Genomic DNA, 18,741 nt, shown 5'->3' with positions numbered 1-18,741 from the left:
ACCGGCGCACGAACATCAGCCCGTCCGCACCTGAGCAGCACCGGCAACCGACCCCGGCCAGAACACCTACGCGTTCTCCGCCTGGAACATCCAGTGATGCTTCTCCAGATCCGCTGTGATCCCGATGAAGATGTCCTGGGACACCGGATCCGGCTCCCCCGTCGCCGCCACCCGCACCCGCATCCCGGCGATCACCGCGCCGAGCGCGTCCACCATCGCCCGGACCGCGTCCCCGTCCTTGATCCAGCCCGCCGGAGTGGTGCCGATGCCGCTGCCGGAAGCCACCGTGGCGGCGCGTCCGTCCGGCGGTACGCCCAGGGCCGAGGCCCGCTCGGCCACCGTGTCGGAGTGGGTACGGGCGGAGGCGACGACCTCGTCGAGCTGGAGGTGGATGGAGCGGAAGCGGGGCCCGACGATGTTCCAGTGGATCTGCTTGGCGACCAGGGAGAGGTCCACCAGGTCGACGAGGGCACCCTGCAGCGCCTCGGCCACGGTCTTCAGGTCCCCCTCGGCCAACGGGCTCTTCACGACGTACATCCGCTTCCTCCGGTGCTTCGGCGCCGTCACGTCCCTCCACCATGACCGCATGGACCGAACCCGGCAAACGGGCACAAAAGTGATGCAACCCACACGCGCGACCGGCAAAAAGAAAGCCCCGGCCGCACTTCTCGGTTCGTTCCGAGAAGCCGACCGGGGCCTCACACGTTCGCTAGGCCGCGCACACGTGTGTCACGCGGCGACCACATCCACTGCCTCCGCGGGCGCCTTGATGGTCACCCGTTCCGGTGGCACACCGGTCACCGAGACGGAACCCAGCATCGGACGGACCGGCGTGGGCACGGGCTCGGTGGCCGCGGCGGACTGGGCCAGTTCGGCGAGCGCCAGCTCGTCGCTCACTTCTCGCATGAGTTCCGACATCCGTACGTCCAGCGCGTCGCAGATGGCGGCGAGCAGCTCGGAGGAAGCCTCCTTCTGCCCCCGCTCCACCTCGGAGAGATAGCCGAGTGAGACTCGGGCGGACGAGGAGACTTCGCGCAGAGTACGGCCCTGGCGTTGGCGCTGCCGACGCAGCACGTCACCCAGCAGGCGACGGAGCAGAATCATCGGTGGCTCCCTCCTCGGACCGCGTAGCCGCATCCTTCTCGCCCCACCGTACCGCCTCGCGCTGCGGCCGTGCGGGGAGCGATGTCGTGTTCACTCAGGGCTGCAAACATCAAAACCCCCCGTTCCGTTCCGTATCCTGTGCCCGCTCATTACCGGTCTGTTCGCCCGCCAGCTGCTCGAGGAGCACTGCGAGTACGCTCCGTACACTCTCCATACGAATTTCCGCACGGCTGCCGTTCAACCGCAGGGCTTCCACTTTTCCGCCGCCGGCGGAACCGGGGCGGTCGGTGAGCGGCCCGTCCACGGCCACGAAGACCGTCCCGACGGGCTGGCCGTCCTGCGGTTCGGGGCCGGCGACTCCGGTGGTCGCGATGCCCCAGTCGGCGTCCAAAACCTTCCGTACTCCGGCTGCCATCTCACCCGCGACCTGCGGATCCACCGCTCCTCGCTGCGCCAGCAGGGTGGCGTCGACGCCCAGCAGCTCATGCTTCAGCTCGGTGGCGTAGGCGGTGACCGAACCCCGGAACACCTTGGACGCTCCGGGGACCGAGGTGATCTCCGCCGCCACCAGGCCACCGGTGAGCGACTCGGCGACGGCGAGGGTCTCGCCCCTCACGGTCAGTAGCCGCACCAGTTCGGTGGCCTGCGAGCTCACGCTTCCTTCTCCTCCAACGCCGCCGCGCGCTCGGCGATTCCCTGCCTGCGCAGCACAATGGCTTGTCTCACGTAGTCGAGTCCGGTGACGACGGTGAGGACGACCGCCACGGCCATCACCCAGAACCTCAGCGTGGCCAGCCATCCCGTCAGCGCCAGGACGTACATCCCGACCGCCACGCCCTGGGTGAGGGTCTTGAGCTTGCCCCCACGGCTGGCCGGGATCACGCCGTAGCGAATGACCAGAAAACGAAGCAGCGTGATGCCGAGTTCCCGGCCGAGGATCACGGCCGTCACCCACCACGGCAGATCGCCCAGGGCCGACAGACAGATCAGCGCTGCCCCCATGATGGCCTTGTCGGCGATGGGGTCGGCGATCTTCCCGAAGTCGGTGACCAGGTTGTAGGTGCGCGCCAGATGCCCGTCGAACAGGTCGGTGATCATGGCGATGGCGAAGGCCGCCCAGGCCAGCGAGCGCCAGGCCGGGTCATAGCCGCCGTTCGCCAGCATCAGCGCCACGAAGCCGGGCACCAGGAGCAGCCGGAGCATGGTCAGCAGATTGGCCACGTTCCAGACGCTGGCCTGGTTGACGGCCGCGGCCGCGATCTTCCCGCCGCGCGCGGGCCGGCCGCCACTGTCGGGACCTGGAGCAGAACCGGAGACCTCGGACCGAGCGCCGTCGGCAGCGGCGGCGGAACTCCGGGCGCCGTGCGCGCCGGAGGAGCCACCCGCGGCGGATGCCGGGACTCCGGTCATCTGTCCGCCTCCTCACTGCACGCGAGCGAGCCGGCCAGCGGCTCGGCCATCAGGTCGACACCTTCCGTACCGACCACCTTCGCCTCGACCATACGTCCGACGCTCAGGCCCGCGCCGCTCGTGAGCAGAACCTGGCCGTCGGTCTCGGGCGCCTGGTGCGCGGCACGGCCGTACACGCCCTCTTCCTCGTCGACGGACTCGACCAGGACGCGCACGGTTGCGCCGACGCGCTCCTCGGCGCGCTGCGAGACGAGCTCCTCGGCCAGCCGGGACACCCGGGCCAGGCGCTCGGCCACGACGTCCTCGTCGAGCTTGTCGTCGTAGGTCGCGGCCTCCGTGCCCTCCTCGTCGGAGTAGCCGAAGACACCGATGGCGTCCAGGCGGGCGCCGTTCAGGAAGCGCTCCAGCTCGGCCAGGTCCGCCTCGCTCTCGCCGGGGAAGCCGACGATGAAGTTGGAGCGCACGCCGGCCTCGGGCGCCTTGGAGCGGATGGTGTCGAGCAGCTCCAGGAAGCGGTCGGTGTCGCCGAAGCGGCGCATGGCGCGCAGCACGCCGGGCGCGGAGTGCTGGAAGGACAGGTCGAAGTACGGGGCGACCTTCGGGGTGGAGGTCAGCACGTCGATGAGACCCGGACGCATCTCGGCCGGCTGCAGATAGCTCACCCGCACCCGCTCGATGCCGTCGACCTCGGCCAGCTCGGGCAGCAGGGACTCCAGCAGGCGGATGTCGCCCAGGTCCTTGCCGTAGGAGGTGTTGTTCTCGGAGACCAGCATGATCTCCTTCACACCCTGCTCGGCCAGCCATCTCGTCTCGTTCAGCACGTCGCTGGGGCGGCGGGAGACGAAGGAGCCGCGGAAGGACGGGATGGCGCAGAAGGAGCAGCGCCGGTCGCAGCCGGAAGCGAGCTTCACCGAGGCGACCGGGGAGCCGTCGAGGCGGCGGCGCAGGGGGGCGCGGGGGCCGGAGGCGGGCGCCAGGCCCTCCGGGAGATCGGCAGGGGCGTGCCCGGGCAGGGCGACGGACGCGGCCGATTTCTGGCGCTCGGCCGGGCTGATCGGGAGCAGCTTGCGGCGGTCGCGCGGGGTGTGGGAGGCGTGGACACCGCCGGACAGGATGGTCTGCAGGCGGTCGGAGATGTTCACGTAGTCGTCGAAGCCGAGCACGCCGTCCGCCTCGGGCAGCGCCTCGGCGAGCTCCTTGCCGTACCGCTCGGCCATGCAGCCCACCGCCACGACGGCCTGGGTTCTCCCATGGTCCTTGAGGTCGTTGGCCTCGAGGAGGGCGTCGACGGAGTCCTTCTTCGCGGCCTCGACGAAGCCACACGTGTTGACCACGGCGACATCGGCGTCCGCGGCGTCCTCGACGAGCTGCCAGCCGTCCGCCTCCAAACGGCCTGCGAGCTCCTCCGAGTCCACCTCGTTACGGGCGCAGCCGAGAGTGACGAGTGCGACGGTACGGCGTTCAGGCATGGGCTCAAGAGTACTTCGTCTCACTGACAGCCCACGTCGACGGGGTTGGCCGATCTTGGCCAACCCCGTCCCACACGCTCTTCCCGAGGGCTCCTCAGCCCGCCACCGGGTCACCCTTCGTGTAGGTGAGGCGCTCCACCTGGCCCGCCTGGAAGTTGTCTTCGATCTTCTTGCCGTTGACGTACAGCTCGATCGCGCCGGCGTCGCCGAGGATCAGGTTGATCTTGGAGCTGTCCTGGAAGGTCTTGGACTCGCCCTTGCTCAGCAGCCCGTCGAAGAGCATCCGGCCGTTGTGGTCCTTGGCCGAGATCCAGCTGCGTCCGTTGGGCGCGCTGACCTGGACGGTCACCTTGTCCTGGGGCGCGGCGGCGATGGCGCTGTCGGAGGGCGCGGTGCTCGGTGTGGCGGGCTTGTCCTTCTTCGGCGTGGGCGAGGCGGACTTGCTCGCCGCGGGCGTGCCGCCGCCCCCGGCGACCTGCGACTTCGCGTCATTCCCCGAGTTGCCGCCCTTGACCGCGGTGAAGCCGACGAAGCCGATCACGACGACGATCGCGGCGACCATGGCGGCGGTCCAGTTCGGCCCGCGCCGCTCCGGCCGGATCCGCTCGGCCTCGAACAGGGGTGCCGCCGGGGTGGGTGCGGGACGGCCGCCGTGCTCGGCGTCGTACTGGGTGATCAGGGGTGCGGGATCGAGGTGGACGGCCTTGGCCAGCGTTCGGATGTGTCCGCGGGCGTACACATCGCCGCCACAGGGGGCGAAGTCGTCCGCCTCGATGGCGTGGATGATGGCGATACGGACACGAGTGGCGGTGCTCACGTCGTCCACGGTGAGCCCGGCCGCGATCCGCGCCTGCTGCAGGGCGCGGCCCACGGAGACACGGGCTTCCTGGGACTCGTCTTGCAACGGACGCTCGTCTTCAGGGGAGTTGCCGATGGACACGGGGGCGCCTTTCGAGCGTGTAGCCACCTGTGCTGGAAGCTCAGTCTAGGGGGGGTACGAAAGGGTGGGGCAACCGGGCGGTCTGACTTTGTACACCATAGGAATGGCCGGACATTTTTATGGTTCGACAGGCAGGTACCCCATCGTGGGATGCCCATCTGTCCTTTCGCTCAACTGGACGTACGACAAAGGGAAACGGTTGCTCGCCGCTCCCTAACGGGTGGATCACGGACGATGCCGCCACCCGGCGTAACCGGCGCCCGCCGGACGGCCTTCGCCCTACTCCCCAGACTCCCCGCGGATCAGGGCGAGCACGCCGTCCAGGTCATCAGGCTTCACAAGAACGTCACGTGCCTTGGATCCCTCGCTCGGGCCCACGATGTTGCGGGACTCCATGAGGTCCATGAGCCGCCCGGCCTTGGCGAAGCCGACACGCAGCTTGCGCTGGAGCATGGAGGTCGACCCGAACTGGGTGGAGACGACCAGCTCGGCCGCCTGGCACAGCAGATCCAGGTCGTCGCCGATGTCCTCGTCGATCTCCTTCTTCTGCTTGCTGCCGACCGTGACGTCGTCCCGGAAGACCGGCGCCATCTGGTCCTTGCAGTGCTGGACGACGGCCGCGACCTCGGCCTCGGTGACGAACGCGCCCTGCATACGGGTCGGCTTGTTCGCGCCCATCGGCAGGAACAGGCCGTCGCCCTTGCCGATGAGCTTCTCGGCGCCGGGCTGGTCGAGGATGACCCGGGAGTCGGCGAGCGAGGACGTGGCGAAGGCGAGCCGGGAGGGCACGTTGGCCTTGATCAGGCCGGTGACCACGTCGACCGACGGACGCTGGGTGGCGAGCACCAGATGGATGCCGGCCGCGCGCGCGAGCTGGGTGATGCGCACGATCGCGTCCTCGACGTCGCGCGGGGCGACCATCATCAGGTCGGCCAGCTCGTCCACGATCACCAGCAGATACGGGTACGGCTGCAGCTCGCGCTCGCTGCCCTCCAGCGGCTTGACCTTGCCGTCGCGGACGGCCTGGTTGAAGTCGTCGATGTGCCGGTAGCCGTAGGCCGCCAGGTCGTCGTAGCGCAGGTCCATCTCGCGTACGACCCACTGGAGGGCCTCGGCGGCCCGCTTGGGGTTGGTGATGATCGGCGTGATCAGGTGCGGGATGCCCTCGTAGACGGTCAGCTCCACCCGCTTGGGGTCGACCAGGATCATCCGGACGTCCTCCGGGGTCGCCCGCATCATGACCGAGGTGATCAGGCAGTTGATGCAGGACGACTTGCCGGAGCCGGTCGCACCGGCGACCAGCATGTGCGGCATCTTCGCCAGCGAGTGCATCACGTACCCGCCCTCGACGTCCTTGCCGAAGGCGACCAGCATCGGGTCGTCGTCCTCGGCGGATTCCGCGAGCCGCAGCACATCGCCGAGGTTGACCATCTCCCGGTCGGTGTTCGGGATCTCGATGCCGACCGCGGACTTGCCGGGGATGGGGCTGATGATCCTGACGTCCGGGCTGGCGACGGCGTACGCGATGTTCTTGGTCAGCGCGGTGATCCGCTCGACCTTCACGGCGGGGCCGAGCTCGACCTCGTAGCGGGTGACCGTCGGGCCGCGGGTGAAGCCGGTGACGGCCGCGTCGACCTTGAACTCGGTGAAGACCTGGGTGAGCGAGGCGACGACCGCGTCGTTGGCCTCGCTGCGCGCCTTGCCGGGCCCGCCGCGCGTGAGCAGGTCCAGCGACGGCAGTGAGTAGGTGATGTCCCCGGAGAGCTGGAGCTGCTCCGCGCGCGGCGGCAGGTCGCGCGGCTCCTCGGGGGCTCTCTTGGTCAGGTCGGGGACGATCCCGGCCGTGAGTTTCTCCTGCTTGGGGCGCGCTGCCGGGACCGGCGCCGGGGCGGGCGCGGGGGCCGGTGCCGGGGTGGGCACCGGCGTGGTCTCCTCGCGGTCGCCCACGCTGACGCCCTGGGTCAGGTCCGCGACCAGCGGGGAGGGCGGCATGCCGTGCAGCACCGCGCCGTCGAGCGCCGCGGCGGCGGCCGCCGCGACGTCCACGGCGTCCATCCGGCGCTGCGGATCCGGCTGGGGCACCGCGGAGCGCCTGGGGCGCCCACGGCGCCGCGAGAGGGCCTCCTCCTCGGCGCTGTCGGGGTCGTACGCCTTGGGGGCGGACGAGCGCTTGCCGGGGCGCGCGGGCAGCGCCTCGCGCCACTGTTCGTCGTAGCGCTCGTCGTCCTCGGTGAAGTCCTCCGCCTCGTGGTCGTGCAGCACGCCCAGGCGTACGCCGAGCGCCCGCAGCCGCTGCGGGATGGCGTTGACCGGGGTGGCGGTCACCACGAGCAGCCCGAAGACCGTCAGCAGCACCAGCAGCGGTACGGCGAGCGCGTCACTCATGGAGTACGTCAGCGGAGTGGCCGCCGCCCAGCCGATGAGGCCGCCTGCGTCCCTTATGGCCTGCATGCCGTCGCTGCGGGCGGGCGAGCCGCAGGCGATGTGGACCTGCCCGAGCACGCCGATGACGAGCGCGGACAGGCCGATCACGATCCGCCCGTTGGCCTCCGGCTTCTCCGGGTGCCGGACGAGCCGTACGGCGATCACCGCGAGCAGGATCGGCACCAGCAGGTCCAGCCGGCCGAAGGCACCGGTGACGAGGATCTCCACGAGGTCGCCGACGGGGCCCTTCAGGTCGGCCCAGGTGCCGGCGGCGACGATCAGCGCGATGCCGAACAGCAGCAGCGCGATGCCGTCCTTGCGGTGGGCCGGATCGAGGTTCCGCGCGCCCTGCCCTATGCCGCGGAAGACGGCGCCGACGGCGTGCGCGAGGCCCAGCCAGAGGGCGCGCACGAGTCGGTACACGCCCCCGGTGGGGCTGGGCGCCGGCTTCGGCGGCGCGGCCTTTCGGGCCGGGGCCTTCTTGGCGGGCGCCTTCTTGGCCGGAGCCTTCTTCGCTGCGGCCTTCTTCGCCGGAGCCTTCGCGGGAGCGGCCGCCTTCCTGGCGGGCTGCTTCTTGGCTGCGGAGGGACGTGAGGCCATGGGTGTGAGGTTACCGGGGGAGACGACGGCGGACACGTGTGCCCACAGCTTCACCCGTTCGTGTCGCCCTTGTCGAGGACCGGAACTGACGCACGCTCATGGGCAACCGCCGCCCGGGTGTACGTCAGTTCTGCGCCGGCACCGACGAGCCGCCGGGGCCGGCGCCCGGCTCCAGGGCGTCGAGCGCGCGGCGCAACCCGGTGAGTTTGCGCTCCAGATGGGCCGCCGTGGCCACCGCGGCGGCGTCCGCCGAGTCGTCGTCCAGCTGCTTGGACAGTGCCTCGGCCTGTTCCTCCACGGCCGCGAGCCGCGCGGACAGCTCGGCGAGCAGCCCGGCGGACTCCTTGCCGCCGACCGCGCCCTTGCCGCCGCCCTCCAACTGCAGCCGCAGCAGCGCCGCCTGCTCCCGCAGCTGGCAGTTCTTCATGTACAGCTCGACGAACACCGAGACCTTCGCGCGCAGCACCCACGGGTCGAAGGGCTTGGAGATGTAGTCGACCGCGCCCGCCGCATAGCCCCGGAAGGTGTGGTGCGGGCCGTGGTTGATCGCCGTGAGGAAGATGATCGGGATGTCCCGGGTCCGCTCGCGCCGCTTGATGTGCGCGGCGGTCTCGAATCCGTCCATGCCCGGCATCTGGACGTCCAGCAGAATGACCGCGAAATCGTCCGTGAGCAGTGCCTTGAGCGCTTCCTCCCCGGACGATGCCCGCACCAGCGTCTGATCGAGCGCAGAGAGGATCGCCTCCAGCGCCAGCAGATTCTCCGGCCGGTCATCGACCAGGAGGATCTTGGCCTTCTGCACCATGGCCCGCCCTCCTCGCCCCGGCGGTACACCGGGCGCCGCCCCAGGGGACGACTCCCTTTCGCCGCCCGTCCTTGTGCCGGTCATCGTAGCCGCACCCCGCCCGTCGCCACACCCTGTCACCGCGATGTCACTGTGCACATAGCGAAAACGCGGCGGGGGTGGTGATGGTTCCCGGAATCCCACATTCCCATACGTTCGCAGGCCACCCTAAGCCGTACCTTCGCCCTCACCTCAAGTGGACAACTCCCGACCCACGCCAAGGGTTCTCCGGGTGTTCACATCCCGGTGCGCCGATCTCGTCACTTCCCACCCATCCACTGCTGCATCACGGCCAGCAGATGATCCGGGTCGACCGGCTTGGTCACGTAGTCGGAGGCACCGGACTCGATCGCCTTCTCCCGGTCGCCCTTCATCGCCTTCGCGGTCAGCGCGATGATCGGCAGCCCGGCGAACTGCGGCATCCTGCGGATCGCCGTGGTCGTCGCGTACCCGTCCATCTCCGGCATCATGATGTCCATCAGCACGACCGCCACGTCGTCGTGCTGCTCCAGCACCTCGATGCCCTCGCGGCCGTTCTCGGCGTACAGCACCGACAGACCGTGCTGCTCCAGGACGCTGGTGAGGGCGAACACGTTGCGGATGTCGTCGTCGACGATCAGCACCTTCTCGCCGCCGAACCGCACCCCGCGCGCGGACTGCGGCGCGCTCTCCTGCTCCGGCACCGCCCAGTGCTCGGGCCGCTGCTCACCCTGCGGCAGACCCCGGCGCCGGCGCCGGAAGAGCGCGGCGGGACCGTTCTGCGTCTCCCGGTACGACTTCACCTCGGCCGGAGTCTCGATCTCCACGGCGGACAGCTCCGAGGACTGCCGGGCCTCGGAGGCCAGCAGCTCGCCCGCCTCCAGCGGGGGCACCGACTGCTGGTAGCCCTGCGGCGGCAGCTCGCTCGGGTGCAGCGGCAGGTACAGCGTGAACGTCGAGCCGCGCCCCGGTTCGCTCTGCGCGTGGATCTCACCGCCGAGCAGCTGCGCGATCTCCCGGGAGATCGACAGACCGAGGCCGGTGCCGCCGTACTTGCGGCTGGTCGTGCCGTCCGCCTGCTTGAACGCCTCGAAGATCACCCGCATCTTGCCGGCCGCGATGCCGATGCCGGTGTCCGTCACCGAGAACGCGATCAGCGGTCCGTCCGGATCGGTCAGCGAGCCGGCCTCCAGCAGCTGCTCCCGGATGCCCACCGGCACGTCCGCGCCGGCCGGCCTGATCACCAGCTCCACCGACCCGGAGTCGGTGAACTTCACCGCGTTCGACAGCAGGTTGCGCAGCACCTGCAGCAGCCGCTGCTCGTCGGTGTGCAGGGTCGCGGGCAGCTCCGGGGAGACCCGTACGGACAGATCCAGGCCCTTCTCCGCGGTCAGCGGCCGGAAGGTGGCCTCCACGTAGTCCACGAGCTGCACGAGCGCGATACGCGTCGGGGAGACGTCCATCTTGCCCGCCTCGACCTTCGACAGGTCGAGGATGTCGTTGATCAGCTGGAGCAGGTCGGATCCGGCGCCGTGGATGGTCTCGGCGAACTCCACCTGCTTCGGGGACAGGTTGCCCTCGGCGTTGTCGGCGAGCAACTTGGCCAGAATCAGCAGCGAGTTGAGCGGCGTACGCAGCTCGTGCGACATGTTGGCGAGGAACTCGCTCTTGTAGCGCATCGACACCGCGAGCTGCTCGGCACGCTCCTCCAGGACCTGCCTGGCCTCCTCGATCTCCGTGTTCTTCACCTCGATGTCGCGGTTCTGCCGGGCCAGCAGCTCGGCCTTCTCCTCCAGTTCGGCGTTGGAGGCCTGCAGCGCCTTCTGGCGGTTCTCCAGCTCGGCCGAACGCTCGCGGAGTTGCTCGGTCAGTTCCTGCGACTGCTTCAGCAGCTGCTCGGTCTTGGTGTTGACCGAGATGGTGTTGACGCTCGTCGCGATCATCTCGGCGATCTGGTTGAGGAAGTCCTTCTGGATCTGCGTGAACGGCGTGAAGGAGGCCAGCTCGATCACACCGAGCACCGTGCCCTCGAACAGCACCGGCAGCACGATCACCTGCGCCGGCGGGGCCTCACCGAGCCCGGAGGAGATCTTCAGGTAGCCACTGGGCGCGTTCTCCACAAGGATCGTGCGCTTCTCCTCGGCGGCCGTGCCGACCAGCGCCTCACCTGGCCGGAACGACGTCGGCATGGAGCCCATCGAGTAGCCGTACGAGCCCAGCATGCGCAGCTCGTAGTTCTCCTCGCCATCGCCGCCGTCCTTGCCCTCCTCCATGAGCGGCATCGCCACGAAGAACGCGCCGTGCTGCGCGGACACCACCGGCGTCAGCTCGCTCATGATCAGCGAGGCCACGTCCTCCAGGTCCCGGCGGCCCTGCATGAGGCCGGAGATACGGGCCAGGTTGCCCTTGAGCCAGTCCTGCTCCTTGTTGGCGATCGTGGTGTCGCGCAGGTTGGCGATCATCTTGTTGATGTAGTCCTGGAGTTCCTGGATCTCGCCGGACGCGTCGACGTCGATCTTCAGGTTCAGGTCGCCGCGGGTCACCGCGGTCGCCACGCGCGCGATGGCACGCACCTGCCGGGTCAGGTTCCCGGCCATCTCGTTCACCGACTCGGTCAGGTCCCGCCAGGTGCCGTCGACGTCACGCACGCGTGCCTGGCCGCCGAGCTGTCCCTCCGTACCCACCTCACGAGCCACGCGCGTGACCTCCTCGGCGAAGCTGGACAGCTGATCGACCATGGTGTTGATCGTCGTCTTCAGCTCGAGGATCTCGCCGCGCGCGTCAATGTCGATCTTCTTGGTCAGGTCACCCTTGGCGATCGCCGTGGTCACCATGGCGATGTTCCGCACCTGACCGGTCAGGTTGGACGCCATCTGGTTCACGGACTCGGTGAGGTCCTTCCAGGTGCCGGCCACACCCGGTACGTGCGCCTGGCCGCCCAGGATGCCGTCCGTGCCCACCTCACGGGCCACCTTGGTGACCTGGTCGGCGAACGAACTCAGCGTCTTGACCATGATGTTGATGGTGTCGGCGAGCTGCGCGACCTCACCGCGCGCCTCGATCGTCACCTGCCGCGTCAGGTCGCCGTTGGCGACGGCCGAGGCCACCTGGGAGATGTTCCGCACCTGCATGGTCAGGTTGTTGGCCATGAGGTTGACGTTGTTGCTGAGGTCCTTCCAGATACCGGTGACACCCGGTACGTGCGCCTGACCGCCCAGGATGCCCTCGGTGCCCACCTCACGGGCCACCCGGGTCACCTGCTCGGCGAAGCTGGACAGCTGATCAACCATCGTGTTGACCGTCGTGACGAGTTCGAGGATCTCGCCCTTCGCGTCAACAGTGATCTTCTTCGACAGGTCGCCCTTGGCGACCGCGGTCGTGACCTCGGCGATGTTGCGCACCTGGATCGTCAGGTTGTTCGCCATGAAGTTCACCGACTGCGTGAGGTCCTTCCAGGTGCCGGAGACCCCCTGCACCTCGGCCTGACCGCCCAGGATGCCCTCCGTACCCACCTCACGGGCCACTCGCGTGACCTCCTGGGCGAACGACGACAGCTGGTCCACCATCGTGTTCAGGGTGTTCTTCAGCTCCAGGATCTCCCCGCGCGCGTCCACGGTGATCTTCTGGGAGAGGTCACCGCGCGCCACGGCCGTCGCGACCTGCGCGATATTGCGGACCTGGGCCGTCAGGTTGCCGGCCATGCCGTTCACGGAGTCGGTCAGGTCCCGCCACACACCGGCCACACCAGGAACCTGCGCCTGACCGCCGAGGCGGCCCTCGGTACCCACGTCACGGGCCACCCGGGTCACCTGGTCGGCGAAGGCGGACAGCTGATCGACCATGGTGTTGATCGTGTTCTTCAGCTCAAGAATCTCGCCGCGCGCGTCGACGTCGATCTTCTGCGACAGGTCACCGCGCGCCACGGCCGTCGTCACCTGGGCGATCTGCCGCACCTGCGAGGTGAGGTTGCCGGCCATGAAGTTGACGGAGTCCGTCAACTCCTTCCACGTGCCCGACACGCCGTCCACCCGGGCCTGACCGCCGAGGCGGCCCTCCGTACCCACGTCACGGGCCATCCGCGTGACCTGGTCGGCGAAGCTCGACAGCTGGTCCACCATCGTGTTCACGGTGTTCTTCAGCTTCAGCATCTCGCCGGAGACATCCACGGTGACCTTCTGCGACAGGTCGCCGTTGGCCACCGCCGTCGTCACCTGGGCGATGTTGCGCACCTGACCGGTCAGGTTGCGGAACGCCGTGTTGACGGAGTCGGTCAGGTCCTTCCAGGCACCGGCCGCGCCCGGCACCTGCGCCTGACCGCCCAGCTCACCCTCGACACCGATCTCCCGCGCGACCCGCGTCACCTCGGCACCGAACGCCGACAGCTGGTCCACCATCCCGTTGACGGTGTTCTTCAGCTCCAGCATCTCGCCGGCCACGTCGACCGTGACCTTCTGCGACAGATCACCACTGGCCACAGCCGTCGTCACGGTCGCGATGTCCCTCACCTGGATGGTCAGATTCCGGAACACGGTGTTGACGGAGTCCGTCAGGTCCTTCCACGTACCCGCGGCGCCCGGCACGTTCGCCTGCCCGCCGAGCCGGCCCTCCGCGCCGACCTCGTTCGCCACGCGCGTGACCTCGTCCGCGAAGATCCGCAGCGTCTCGGTCATCTGGTTGATCGTCTCGGCGAGCTGCGCCACCTCACCGCGCGCCGGAACCGTCACCTTCTGCGACAGATCACCACTGGCGACAGCGGTCGTGACCTGCGAGATCCCGCGCACCTGCGCGGTCAGGTTGCCCGCCATCGTGTTGACGGAGTCGGTCAGCTCCTTCCACACACCGGCCACACCCGGCACCTGCGCCTGACCGCCCAGGATGCCCTCGGTGCCCACCTCACGGGCGACCCGGGTCACCTCCACGGAGAAGGACGACAGCTGCTCCACCATCGTGTTGACGGTGTTCTTCAGCTCCAGCATCTCGCCGGCGACCTGCACGGTCACCTTGCGTGACAGATCACCCCGAGCGACCGCCGTCGTCACCAGCGCGATGTCGCGCACCTGGGCGGTCAGCTGCCGCGCCATGGTGTTGACGGACTCCGTCAGGTCCTTCCACGAACCGGACATGCCGCGCACCCGGGCCTGACCGCCGAGCTTGCCCTCGGTGCCGACCTCGCTGGCCACGCGCGTGACCTCGTCCGTGAACGTCGACAGCTGGTCGACCAGATTGTTGACGGTACGGCCGACCTTCAGGAACTCGCCCCGCAACGGGTGCCCGGTGCCGCCGTCCAGCGCCTGCGTCCGCAGCTCCATCCGCGGCGACAGATCGCCCTCGGCGACCGCCGTGAGCACCCGGCCGACCTCCGACACCGGCCACACGAGATCGTCGACGAGCGCGTTGGAGGCGTCGATCGCGGACGCCCAGGAGCCCTCGCAGGCCCCCTTCTCCAGCCGCTCCGTCAGCTTGCCCTCACGGCCCACCATGCGCCGCACCCGGGACAGCTCACCGGTCAGATGCAGGTTCCGGTCGGCCACCTCGTTGAAGACGGCCGCGATCTCTGACATCACGCCGTCCCCGGAGACCGTGAGCCGCTTGCGGAAGTTCCCGTCCCGCATCGAGACGAGAGCCGCCAGCAGCCGGTTCAGGGCAGCCGTGTCCACGGCGGTGGTCTCACCGCGCCTGCCCAGGGACGGTCCGCCTTTCGCGCGCGTCTTCGTGCCACGCGTCGCCGCGCCAGACTCCACTGTGTCCCTCCCGGAGGGGTAGACCGTTACTGCTGTGCTCGGCCGCTTCGGCCCGGCCTGCCGGTTTCGGCATACCGGTTACTTTCGGCGTACCGGTTACTGCTGCGTATTTCTGCCAGACGAGATCCGGCCACACCAGAGGCTGCTGCCCGCCGTACACGGAACACACGCAGGCTGACCCGACCTTCATCAGAAGCTTGCCCAGTGTTTCACCCCGGCCCAACCAGGCCATAACAGTTCGGCAGCTTCGCACATCGTCCGCACACCATGGGGGGTAAACACCGGCGACCGGCATCCGCTCGGACGGCGAAGGTAAGTAACCTTGCATGCGGCTGTCCAGCCGCACCGGTCCGACCGGCTTGGGCGGTGGCACGAGAACGAGCGGGCATCGGAGGGGCGGCCGCAGACCATGACCACCGGAGTCATCCCCGGGGGACAGTCCCCGGAGCCACAGCCGACGGGCGAGCTGATGCCGCAGCAGCGGCGCGAGCCCGCCGGCCACGCAGCCCTGCACGTAGACAACCGGCCGAGGAGTTCTGTGATCACCGCGCGCGCGGCCGCCACCTTCGAGCCCGTGGGGCGATCGGTCGCGACCGCCCGGTCCTTCGTCCGCGACACCCTCCAGGGCTGGGGCTTCGCCGACATCGTCGACGACGCCGTGGTCCTCACCAGCGAGCTGGTGACCAACGCGGTCGTCCACGCGGGCACGCACGCGGACGTTCTGTGCCTGCGCACCGAGGACGGTGTGCGCGTCGAGGTCTCGGACCGCTACCCCGAACGCGAGGTCCCCCTCCAGCACGCCGCCTCCTCCATGGGCAGCCCCGACCGCGAGGGCGGCCGCGGCCTGCAGCTGTGCGCGGCCCTGGCCACCCGCTGGGGCGTCGACTACACGCCCACCCACAAGAACGTCTGGTTCCAGCTCAACCTCCCCGAACGCCCCGTCGGCACCCGCACCGCCGGCCCCTCCCTCCCCGCCGACCTGCTCCCGCTGGCCGACAGCCGGGTGCGCGTCGCGGTCCTCCAGGTGGACCGGGACGGCTCGATCACCTCCTGGAACGAGGACGCCGAAGAACTGTTCGGCTATCCGGCCGGCGAGGTCATCGGCAAGCCCCTCACCGAACTGGCGGCCTGGCCGCACACCCCGGGGACCAGCACCGGCGTGGCCGAGGCCCTGCAGCTCTCCCGCTGGGAGGGCAGCTACGGCATCCGCGGCGCCGACGGCCGCGTGGCCTCGGTCTACGCCTCCCACCTCAGGGTGCGCGACACCGGCGGCGAACCCTCCACCGTCTGCCTCCTGGTCCGCGACCACGAGCGCGCCGTACTCCAGACTCCCCCGCGCGTCCCGGCCGGCGACCAGACCCCGTCCGCCGACGGCCAGAGCACCGACCCTTTCGAGGTCTTCATCGGCTCCCCCGCCCCGGACGACCTCGACGGCCTGCTCCAGCGCACGGTGGAGCGCGCCCGCGACATGCTCGACGCCGACTCCGCGTTCCTGCTGCTGGCCACCGACGACGAGACCGAGCTGGAGGTCCGCGCCTCCACCGGCCTGCCCTCCGCCCGCCAGCGCTTCGCGCGTGTGCCCGTCGAAGCAGGCCCCGGCCGCTACGGCTCCGCACGCATGCCGGCCGTCCACGACGACCTCACGTCCGTCCCCGGCGCCGTACCGCTGCTCGCCGGCACCGGGATGCGCTCGGTCGTCACCGTCCCGCTGAAGGTCGAGGGCCGCCTCACCGGCTCGCTCGGCGTCGCGGCCGAGGCACCGGGCCGGTACTCCAACGAGGAGGCGCTGCGCCTGCAGTTCGCCGCCGACCGGATCGCCCTGGCCGTCGAGTCGGCCCGCCTCGGCGAGCTGGAGCGGCTGCGCCGCGGCTCCCTGAGCTTCCTGGTCGAGGCCTCCGACCTGCTGGCGGGCACCCTGGACCGCGACCAGACGCTGGCCCTGATGGCCCAGATGACGGTCCCCACCCTGGCCACCTGGTGCGCCGTCTATACGATCGCCGACCAGGCCTCCGAGCCGTATCTGTCGTACGTCCTGCACGAGGACGAGGAACTCATCGACGGTATCAAGTCGTTGCTGTCGAAGGTCCCGCCGCCGGACCCGGTACCGACCCCCGGCGCCCGTGTGTGGGCCGTCCCCGCCGAGGTGGCGCACCGGGCGGCCCTGCGCTCGTCCATGCGCAGCCTCGGCCTGTCCGGCGGTCCCACCCACCGGGTCAGCGCGGGCATCGGCCCCACCCTCGCCACGGCCTCCGCCGTCGGCGGCGAAACGGTCGTGCTGCCCCTCGTCGCCCGTAACCGCGTCATCGGCATGCTGACCCTGGGCAAGCCCACGGACGAACACTTCCGCCAGGAAATCCTGGAACTGGCCGAGGACCTGTCCCGCCGGGCGGCACTCGCCCTGGACAACGCCCGCCTGTACTCGGAGCGCACGGCCATCAGCCAGTCCCTCCAGCGCAGCCTGCTCCCGCCGGGCCTGCCGCAGATCGACGGCGTCGAGGTCGAGGTCATCTACCGCGCCGCCGGAGAGGGCAACGAGGTCGGCGGTGACTTCTACGACCTCTTCCCGATCGGCAACGGCGCCTACGGCTTCGCCATCGGCGACGTCTGCGGTACGGGCCCCAACGCGGCGGCGGTCACCGGACTCGCCCGGCACGCCCTGCGCCTGCTGGCCCGCGAGGGCCTGTCCGGGCCGGCGGTCCTGCAGCGCCTGAACTCCGCGATCCTCGACGAGGGCGACCGCAGCCGCTTCCTGACCCTCCTCTACGGCGAGATGCGCCCGCAGGAGGACGGCAGTGCCGAGCTGAAGGTGGTCTGCGCCGGCCACCCGCTCCCCCTGCGCCTGCGCCAGGACGGCACGGTGACGCCGGCCGCCGAACCGCAGCCGCTGCTGGGCGTGATCGAGGACCTGGAGCTGCACGAGGAGACGGTCACCCTCGACCCCGGTGATGTGCTGCTCTGCGTCACGGACGGCGTCACCGAACGCCGTGAGGGCGCGCGCATGCTGGGCGACGACGGCCTCGCCGACGTCCTCACGACCTGCACGGGGCTGACGGCGGGCGCGGTCGCCGCGCGCATCATGCGGGCGGTGGAACGCTTCGCGTCGGACGCCCCGTCGGACGACATGGCGATCCTGGCGATGCGCGTCCCGGGAATCCACAAGGACGCATGAGAAAGACCCCGCCCGAAGGGCGGGGTCTTTCTCTTTGAGCCCCCAAACGGAATCGAACCGTTGACCTTCTCCTTACCATGGAGACGCTCTGCCGACTGAGCTATAGGGGCCTGTCGTTTTCGAGGTTTCCCTCGCGGCGACGAAGAAACTCTACCCCGAGCGGGCCCGAGTTCCCAAATTCGTTCGGAACCCGCTCAGTAGGCGGGCTGCAGCAGTCCCCCGAGCGCGTTGCACGCGGACACGATCCGCTGCATCTCCCGCTTGGTGAGCGAGGCGTCCACGGGCAGCGTCAGCGTCTCGTCGGCGGCCAGCTCGGTGTCCGGCAGGGACACGCACCGACGGAACTCCGGCAGCCGGTGCACGGGCGTCTTGACCGGCACCCGGCAGTCAACGCCCTTGGCCCGCAGGGCCATCGCGAAGGCGTCCCGGTCAGGCCGGCCGTTGCCAGGTACTCGCACGACGTACTGCTGGTAGGTGTGCCCGTCACCGCCGTCCGGCGTCCGTACGCCCTTGAGCTTGCCGTCGAGGTAGGCGGCCCGCTGCCTGCGCTGCGCTATCTCGTCGTACGGCGCCTCGGACTCGCCCTGCTCCAGCACCAGGACACCGTGCCGCTGCCCGAGCCCGTGCAACCGCCGTACATCGGCGCGCCGTCCGAAGCGGTGCACGACAACGACCGCCGCGGTAAGCGGAGTTACAGCTGCCTCGACAGAGCCGGGGTCGAGGCAGTAGGTCACCGGGTCTATGTCGGCGAACACCGGGAGCGCACCGGCCAGGGTCACCGCCTCGGCGACCTCGACGTTCCCAAAGGCAGGTACGACGACCTCGTCACCGACTCCGACGCCGGCGGCCCTGAGCATTGCAGCAGTTCCCATGTGCTGGATGCTGGGTGCCCAGGGTGAACGACACGTTAAGCAAAACGTAAAAAGGCCGGACCCCGAACCGAAGTTCAGGATCCGACCTTTTTATAAGAATTGTTCGGCGGTGTCCTACTCTCCCACAGGGTCCCCCCTGCAGTACCATCGGCGCTGTGAGGCTTAGCTTCCGGGTTCGGAATGTAACCG

General features: G+C 69.6%; 11 protein-coding genes, 1 tRNA gene and 1 rRNA gene. 1 reads left to right on the top strand and 12 read right to left on the bottom strand.

Annotated elements, in window-relative coordinates:
* Positions 1 to 66 precede the first annotated feature (66 nt).
* The 9 genes from ACFYOH_RS38675 to ACFYOH_RS38635 all read right to left on the bottom strand — a co-directional run bounded on the left by ACFYOH_RS38675 (position 67) and on the right by ACFYOH_RS38635 (position 14,511).
* Positions 67 to 537, bottom strand: coding sequence for a Dps family protein (locus tag ACFYOH_RS38675; protein ID WP_388635641.1), 471 nt, complete (start codon positions 535 to 537; stop codon positions 67 to 69).
* Positions 538 to 729: 192 nt separating this feature from the next.
* Positions 730 to 1,104: a helix-turn-helix domain-containing protein gene (locus ACFYOH_RS38670; RefSeq protein WP_053666341.1), complete on the bottom strand. Its 375-nt coding sequence runs from the start codon at positions 1,102 to 1,104 to the stop codon at positions 730 to 732.
* A 109-nt stretch (positions 1,105 to 1,213) separates the two neighbouring features.
* Entirely contained in the window at positions 1,214 to 1,759 is a 546-nt protein-coding gene (locus ACFYOH_RS38665) for a CinA family protein (protein ID WP_388635639.1), read from the bottom strand.
* Positions 1,756 to 2,514, bottom strand: coding sequence for a CDP-diacylglycerol--glycerol-3-phosphate 3-phosphatidyltransferase (gene pgsA / locus ACFYOH_RS38660; protein ID WP_388635637.1), 759 nt, complete (start codon positions 2,512 to 2,514; stop codon positions 1,756 to 1,758). Before pgsA ends, ACFYOH_RS38665 begins: the two co-directional genes overlap by 4 nt.
* Positions 2,511 to 3,983 (bottom strand): 30S ribosomal protein S12 methylthiotransferase RimO, encoded by a 1,473-nt coding sequence (gene rimO / locus ACFYOH_RS38655; RefSeq protein WP_388635635.1) that lies wholly within the window; start codon positions 3,981 to 3,983, stop codon positions 2,511 to 2,513. Before rimO ends, pgsA begins: the two co-directional genes overlap by 4 nt.
* A gap of 94 nt (positions 3,984 to 4,077) precedes the next feature.
* The gene (locus ACFYOH_RS38650) at positions 4,078 to 4,923 is read right to left on the bottom strand and encodes a helix-turn-helix domain-containing protein (protein ID WP_388635633.1); all 846 of its coding nucleotides are present in this window, start codon (positions 4,921 to 4,923) and stop codon (positions 4,078 to 4,080) included.
* Positions 4,924 to 5,202: 279 nt separating this feature from the next.
* Positions 5,203 to 7,947, bottom strand: a complete 2,745-nt coding sequence (locus tag ACFYOH_RS38645) for a DNA translocase FtsK (RefSeq protein ID WP_388635631.1) — start codon at positions 7,945 to 7,947, stop codon at positions 5,203 to 5,205.
* 124 nt (positions 7,948 to 8,071) lie between these two features.
* On the bottom strand, positions 8,072 to 8,752 hold the full coding sequence (locus tag ACFYOH_RS38640; protein ID WP_069778400.1) for a two-component system response regulator: 681 nt from the start codon (positions 8,750 to 8,752) through the stop codon (positions 8,072 to 8,074).
* A gap of 299 nt (positions 8,753 to 9,051) precedes the next feature.
* Complete coding sequence (locus tag ACFYOH_RS38635; protein ID WP_388635629.1) at positions 9,052 to 14,511, bottom strand: HAMP domain-containing protein; 5,460 nt, start codon at positions 14,509 to 14,511, stop codon at positions 9,052 to 9,054.
* Positions 14,512 to 14,920: 409 nt separating this feature from the next.
* On the opposite strand from ACFYOH_RS38635, the gene ACFYOH_RS38630 reads away from it, so the two are divergent.
* Complete coding sequence (locus tag ACFYOH_RS38630) at positions 14,921 to 17,680, top strand: SpoIIE family protein phosphatase (RefSeq protein WP_388635627.1); 2,760 nt, start codon at positions 14,921 to 14,923, stop codon at positions 17,678 to 17,680.
* 37 nt (positions 17,681 to 17,717) lie between these two features.
* Here the strand turns inward: ACFYOH_RS38630 and ACFYOH_RS38625 are convergent.
* The 3 genes from ACFYOH_RS38625 to rrf form a co-directional block, all read right to left on the bottom strand.
* Positions 17,718 to 17,790, bottom strand: a tRNA-Thr gene (locus ACFYOH_RS38625).
* 84 nt (positions 17,791 to 17,874) lie between these two features.
* The gene (locus ACFYOH_RS38620; RefSeq protein ID WP_388635764.1) at positions 17,875 to 18,537 is read right to left on the bottom strand and encodes a DegT/DnrJ/EryC1/StrS family aminotransferase; all 663 of its coding nucleotides are present in this window, start codon (positions 18,535 to 18,537) and stop codon (positions 17,875 to 17,877) included.
* Between the two features lie 116 nt (positions 18,538 to 18,653).
* Positions 18,654 to 18,741 (bottom strand): 5S ribosomal RNA (rrf, locus tag ACFYOH_RS38615); the annotation flags it as partial.

The organism is Streptomyces sp. NPDC007856 (genome assembly GCF_042868225.1).
Taxonomy (GTDB): domain Bacteria; phylum Actinomycetota; class Actinomycetes; order Streptomycetales; family Streptomycetaceae; genus Streptomyces.
The sequence above is the reverse complement of the archived record's forward strand: the minus strand, read 5'-3'. Positions and strand labels throughout refer to the sequence as shown.

Coding starts and splice junctions, on each gene's coding strand:
- ACFYOH_RS38675 (WP_388635641.1), bottom strand. CDS start 537: ATGTACGTCGTGAAGAGCCCGTTGGCCGAGGGGGACCTGAAGACCGTG.
- ACFYOH_RS38640 (WP_069778400.1), bottom strand. CDS start 8,752: ATGGTGCAGAAGGCCAAGATCCTCCTGGTCGATGACCGGCCGGAGAAT.
- ACFYOH_RS38645 (WP_388635631.1), bottom strand. CDS start 7,947: ATGGCCTCACGTCCCTCCGCAGCCAAGAAGCAGCCCGCCAGGAAGGCG.
- ACFYOH_RS38620 (WP_388635764.1), bottom strand. CDS start 18,537: ATGCTCAGGGCCGCCGGCGTCGGAGTCGGTGACGAGGTCGTCGTACCT.
- pgsA (WP_388635637.1), bottom strand. CDS start 2,514: ATGACCGGAGTCCCGGCATCCGCCGCGGGTGGCTCCTCCGGCGCGCAC.
- rimO (WP_388635635.1), bottom strand. CDS start 3,983: ATGCCTGAACGCCGTACCGTCGCACTCGTCACTCTCGGCTGCGCCCGT.
- ACFYOH_RS38670 (WP_053666341.1), bottom strand. CDS start 1,104: ATGATTCTGCTCCGTCGCCTGCTGGGTGACGTGCTGCGTCGGCAGCGC.
- ACFYOH_RS38630 (WP_388635627.1), top strand. CDS start 14,921: ATGACCACCGGAGTCATCCCCGGGGGACAGTCCCCGGAGCCACAGCCG.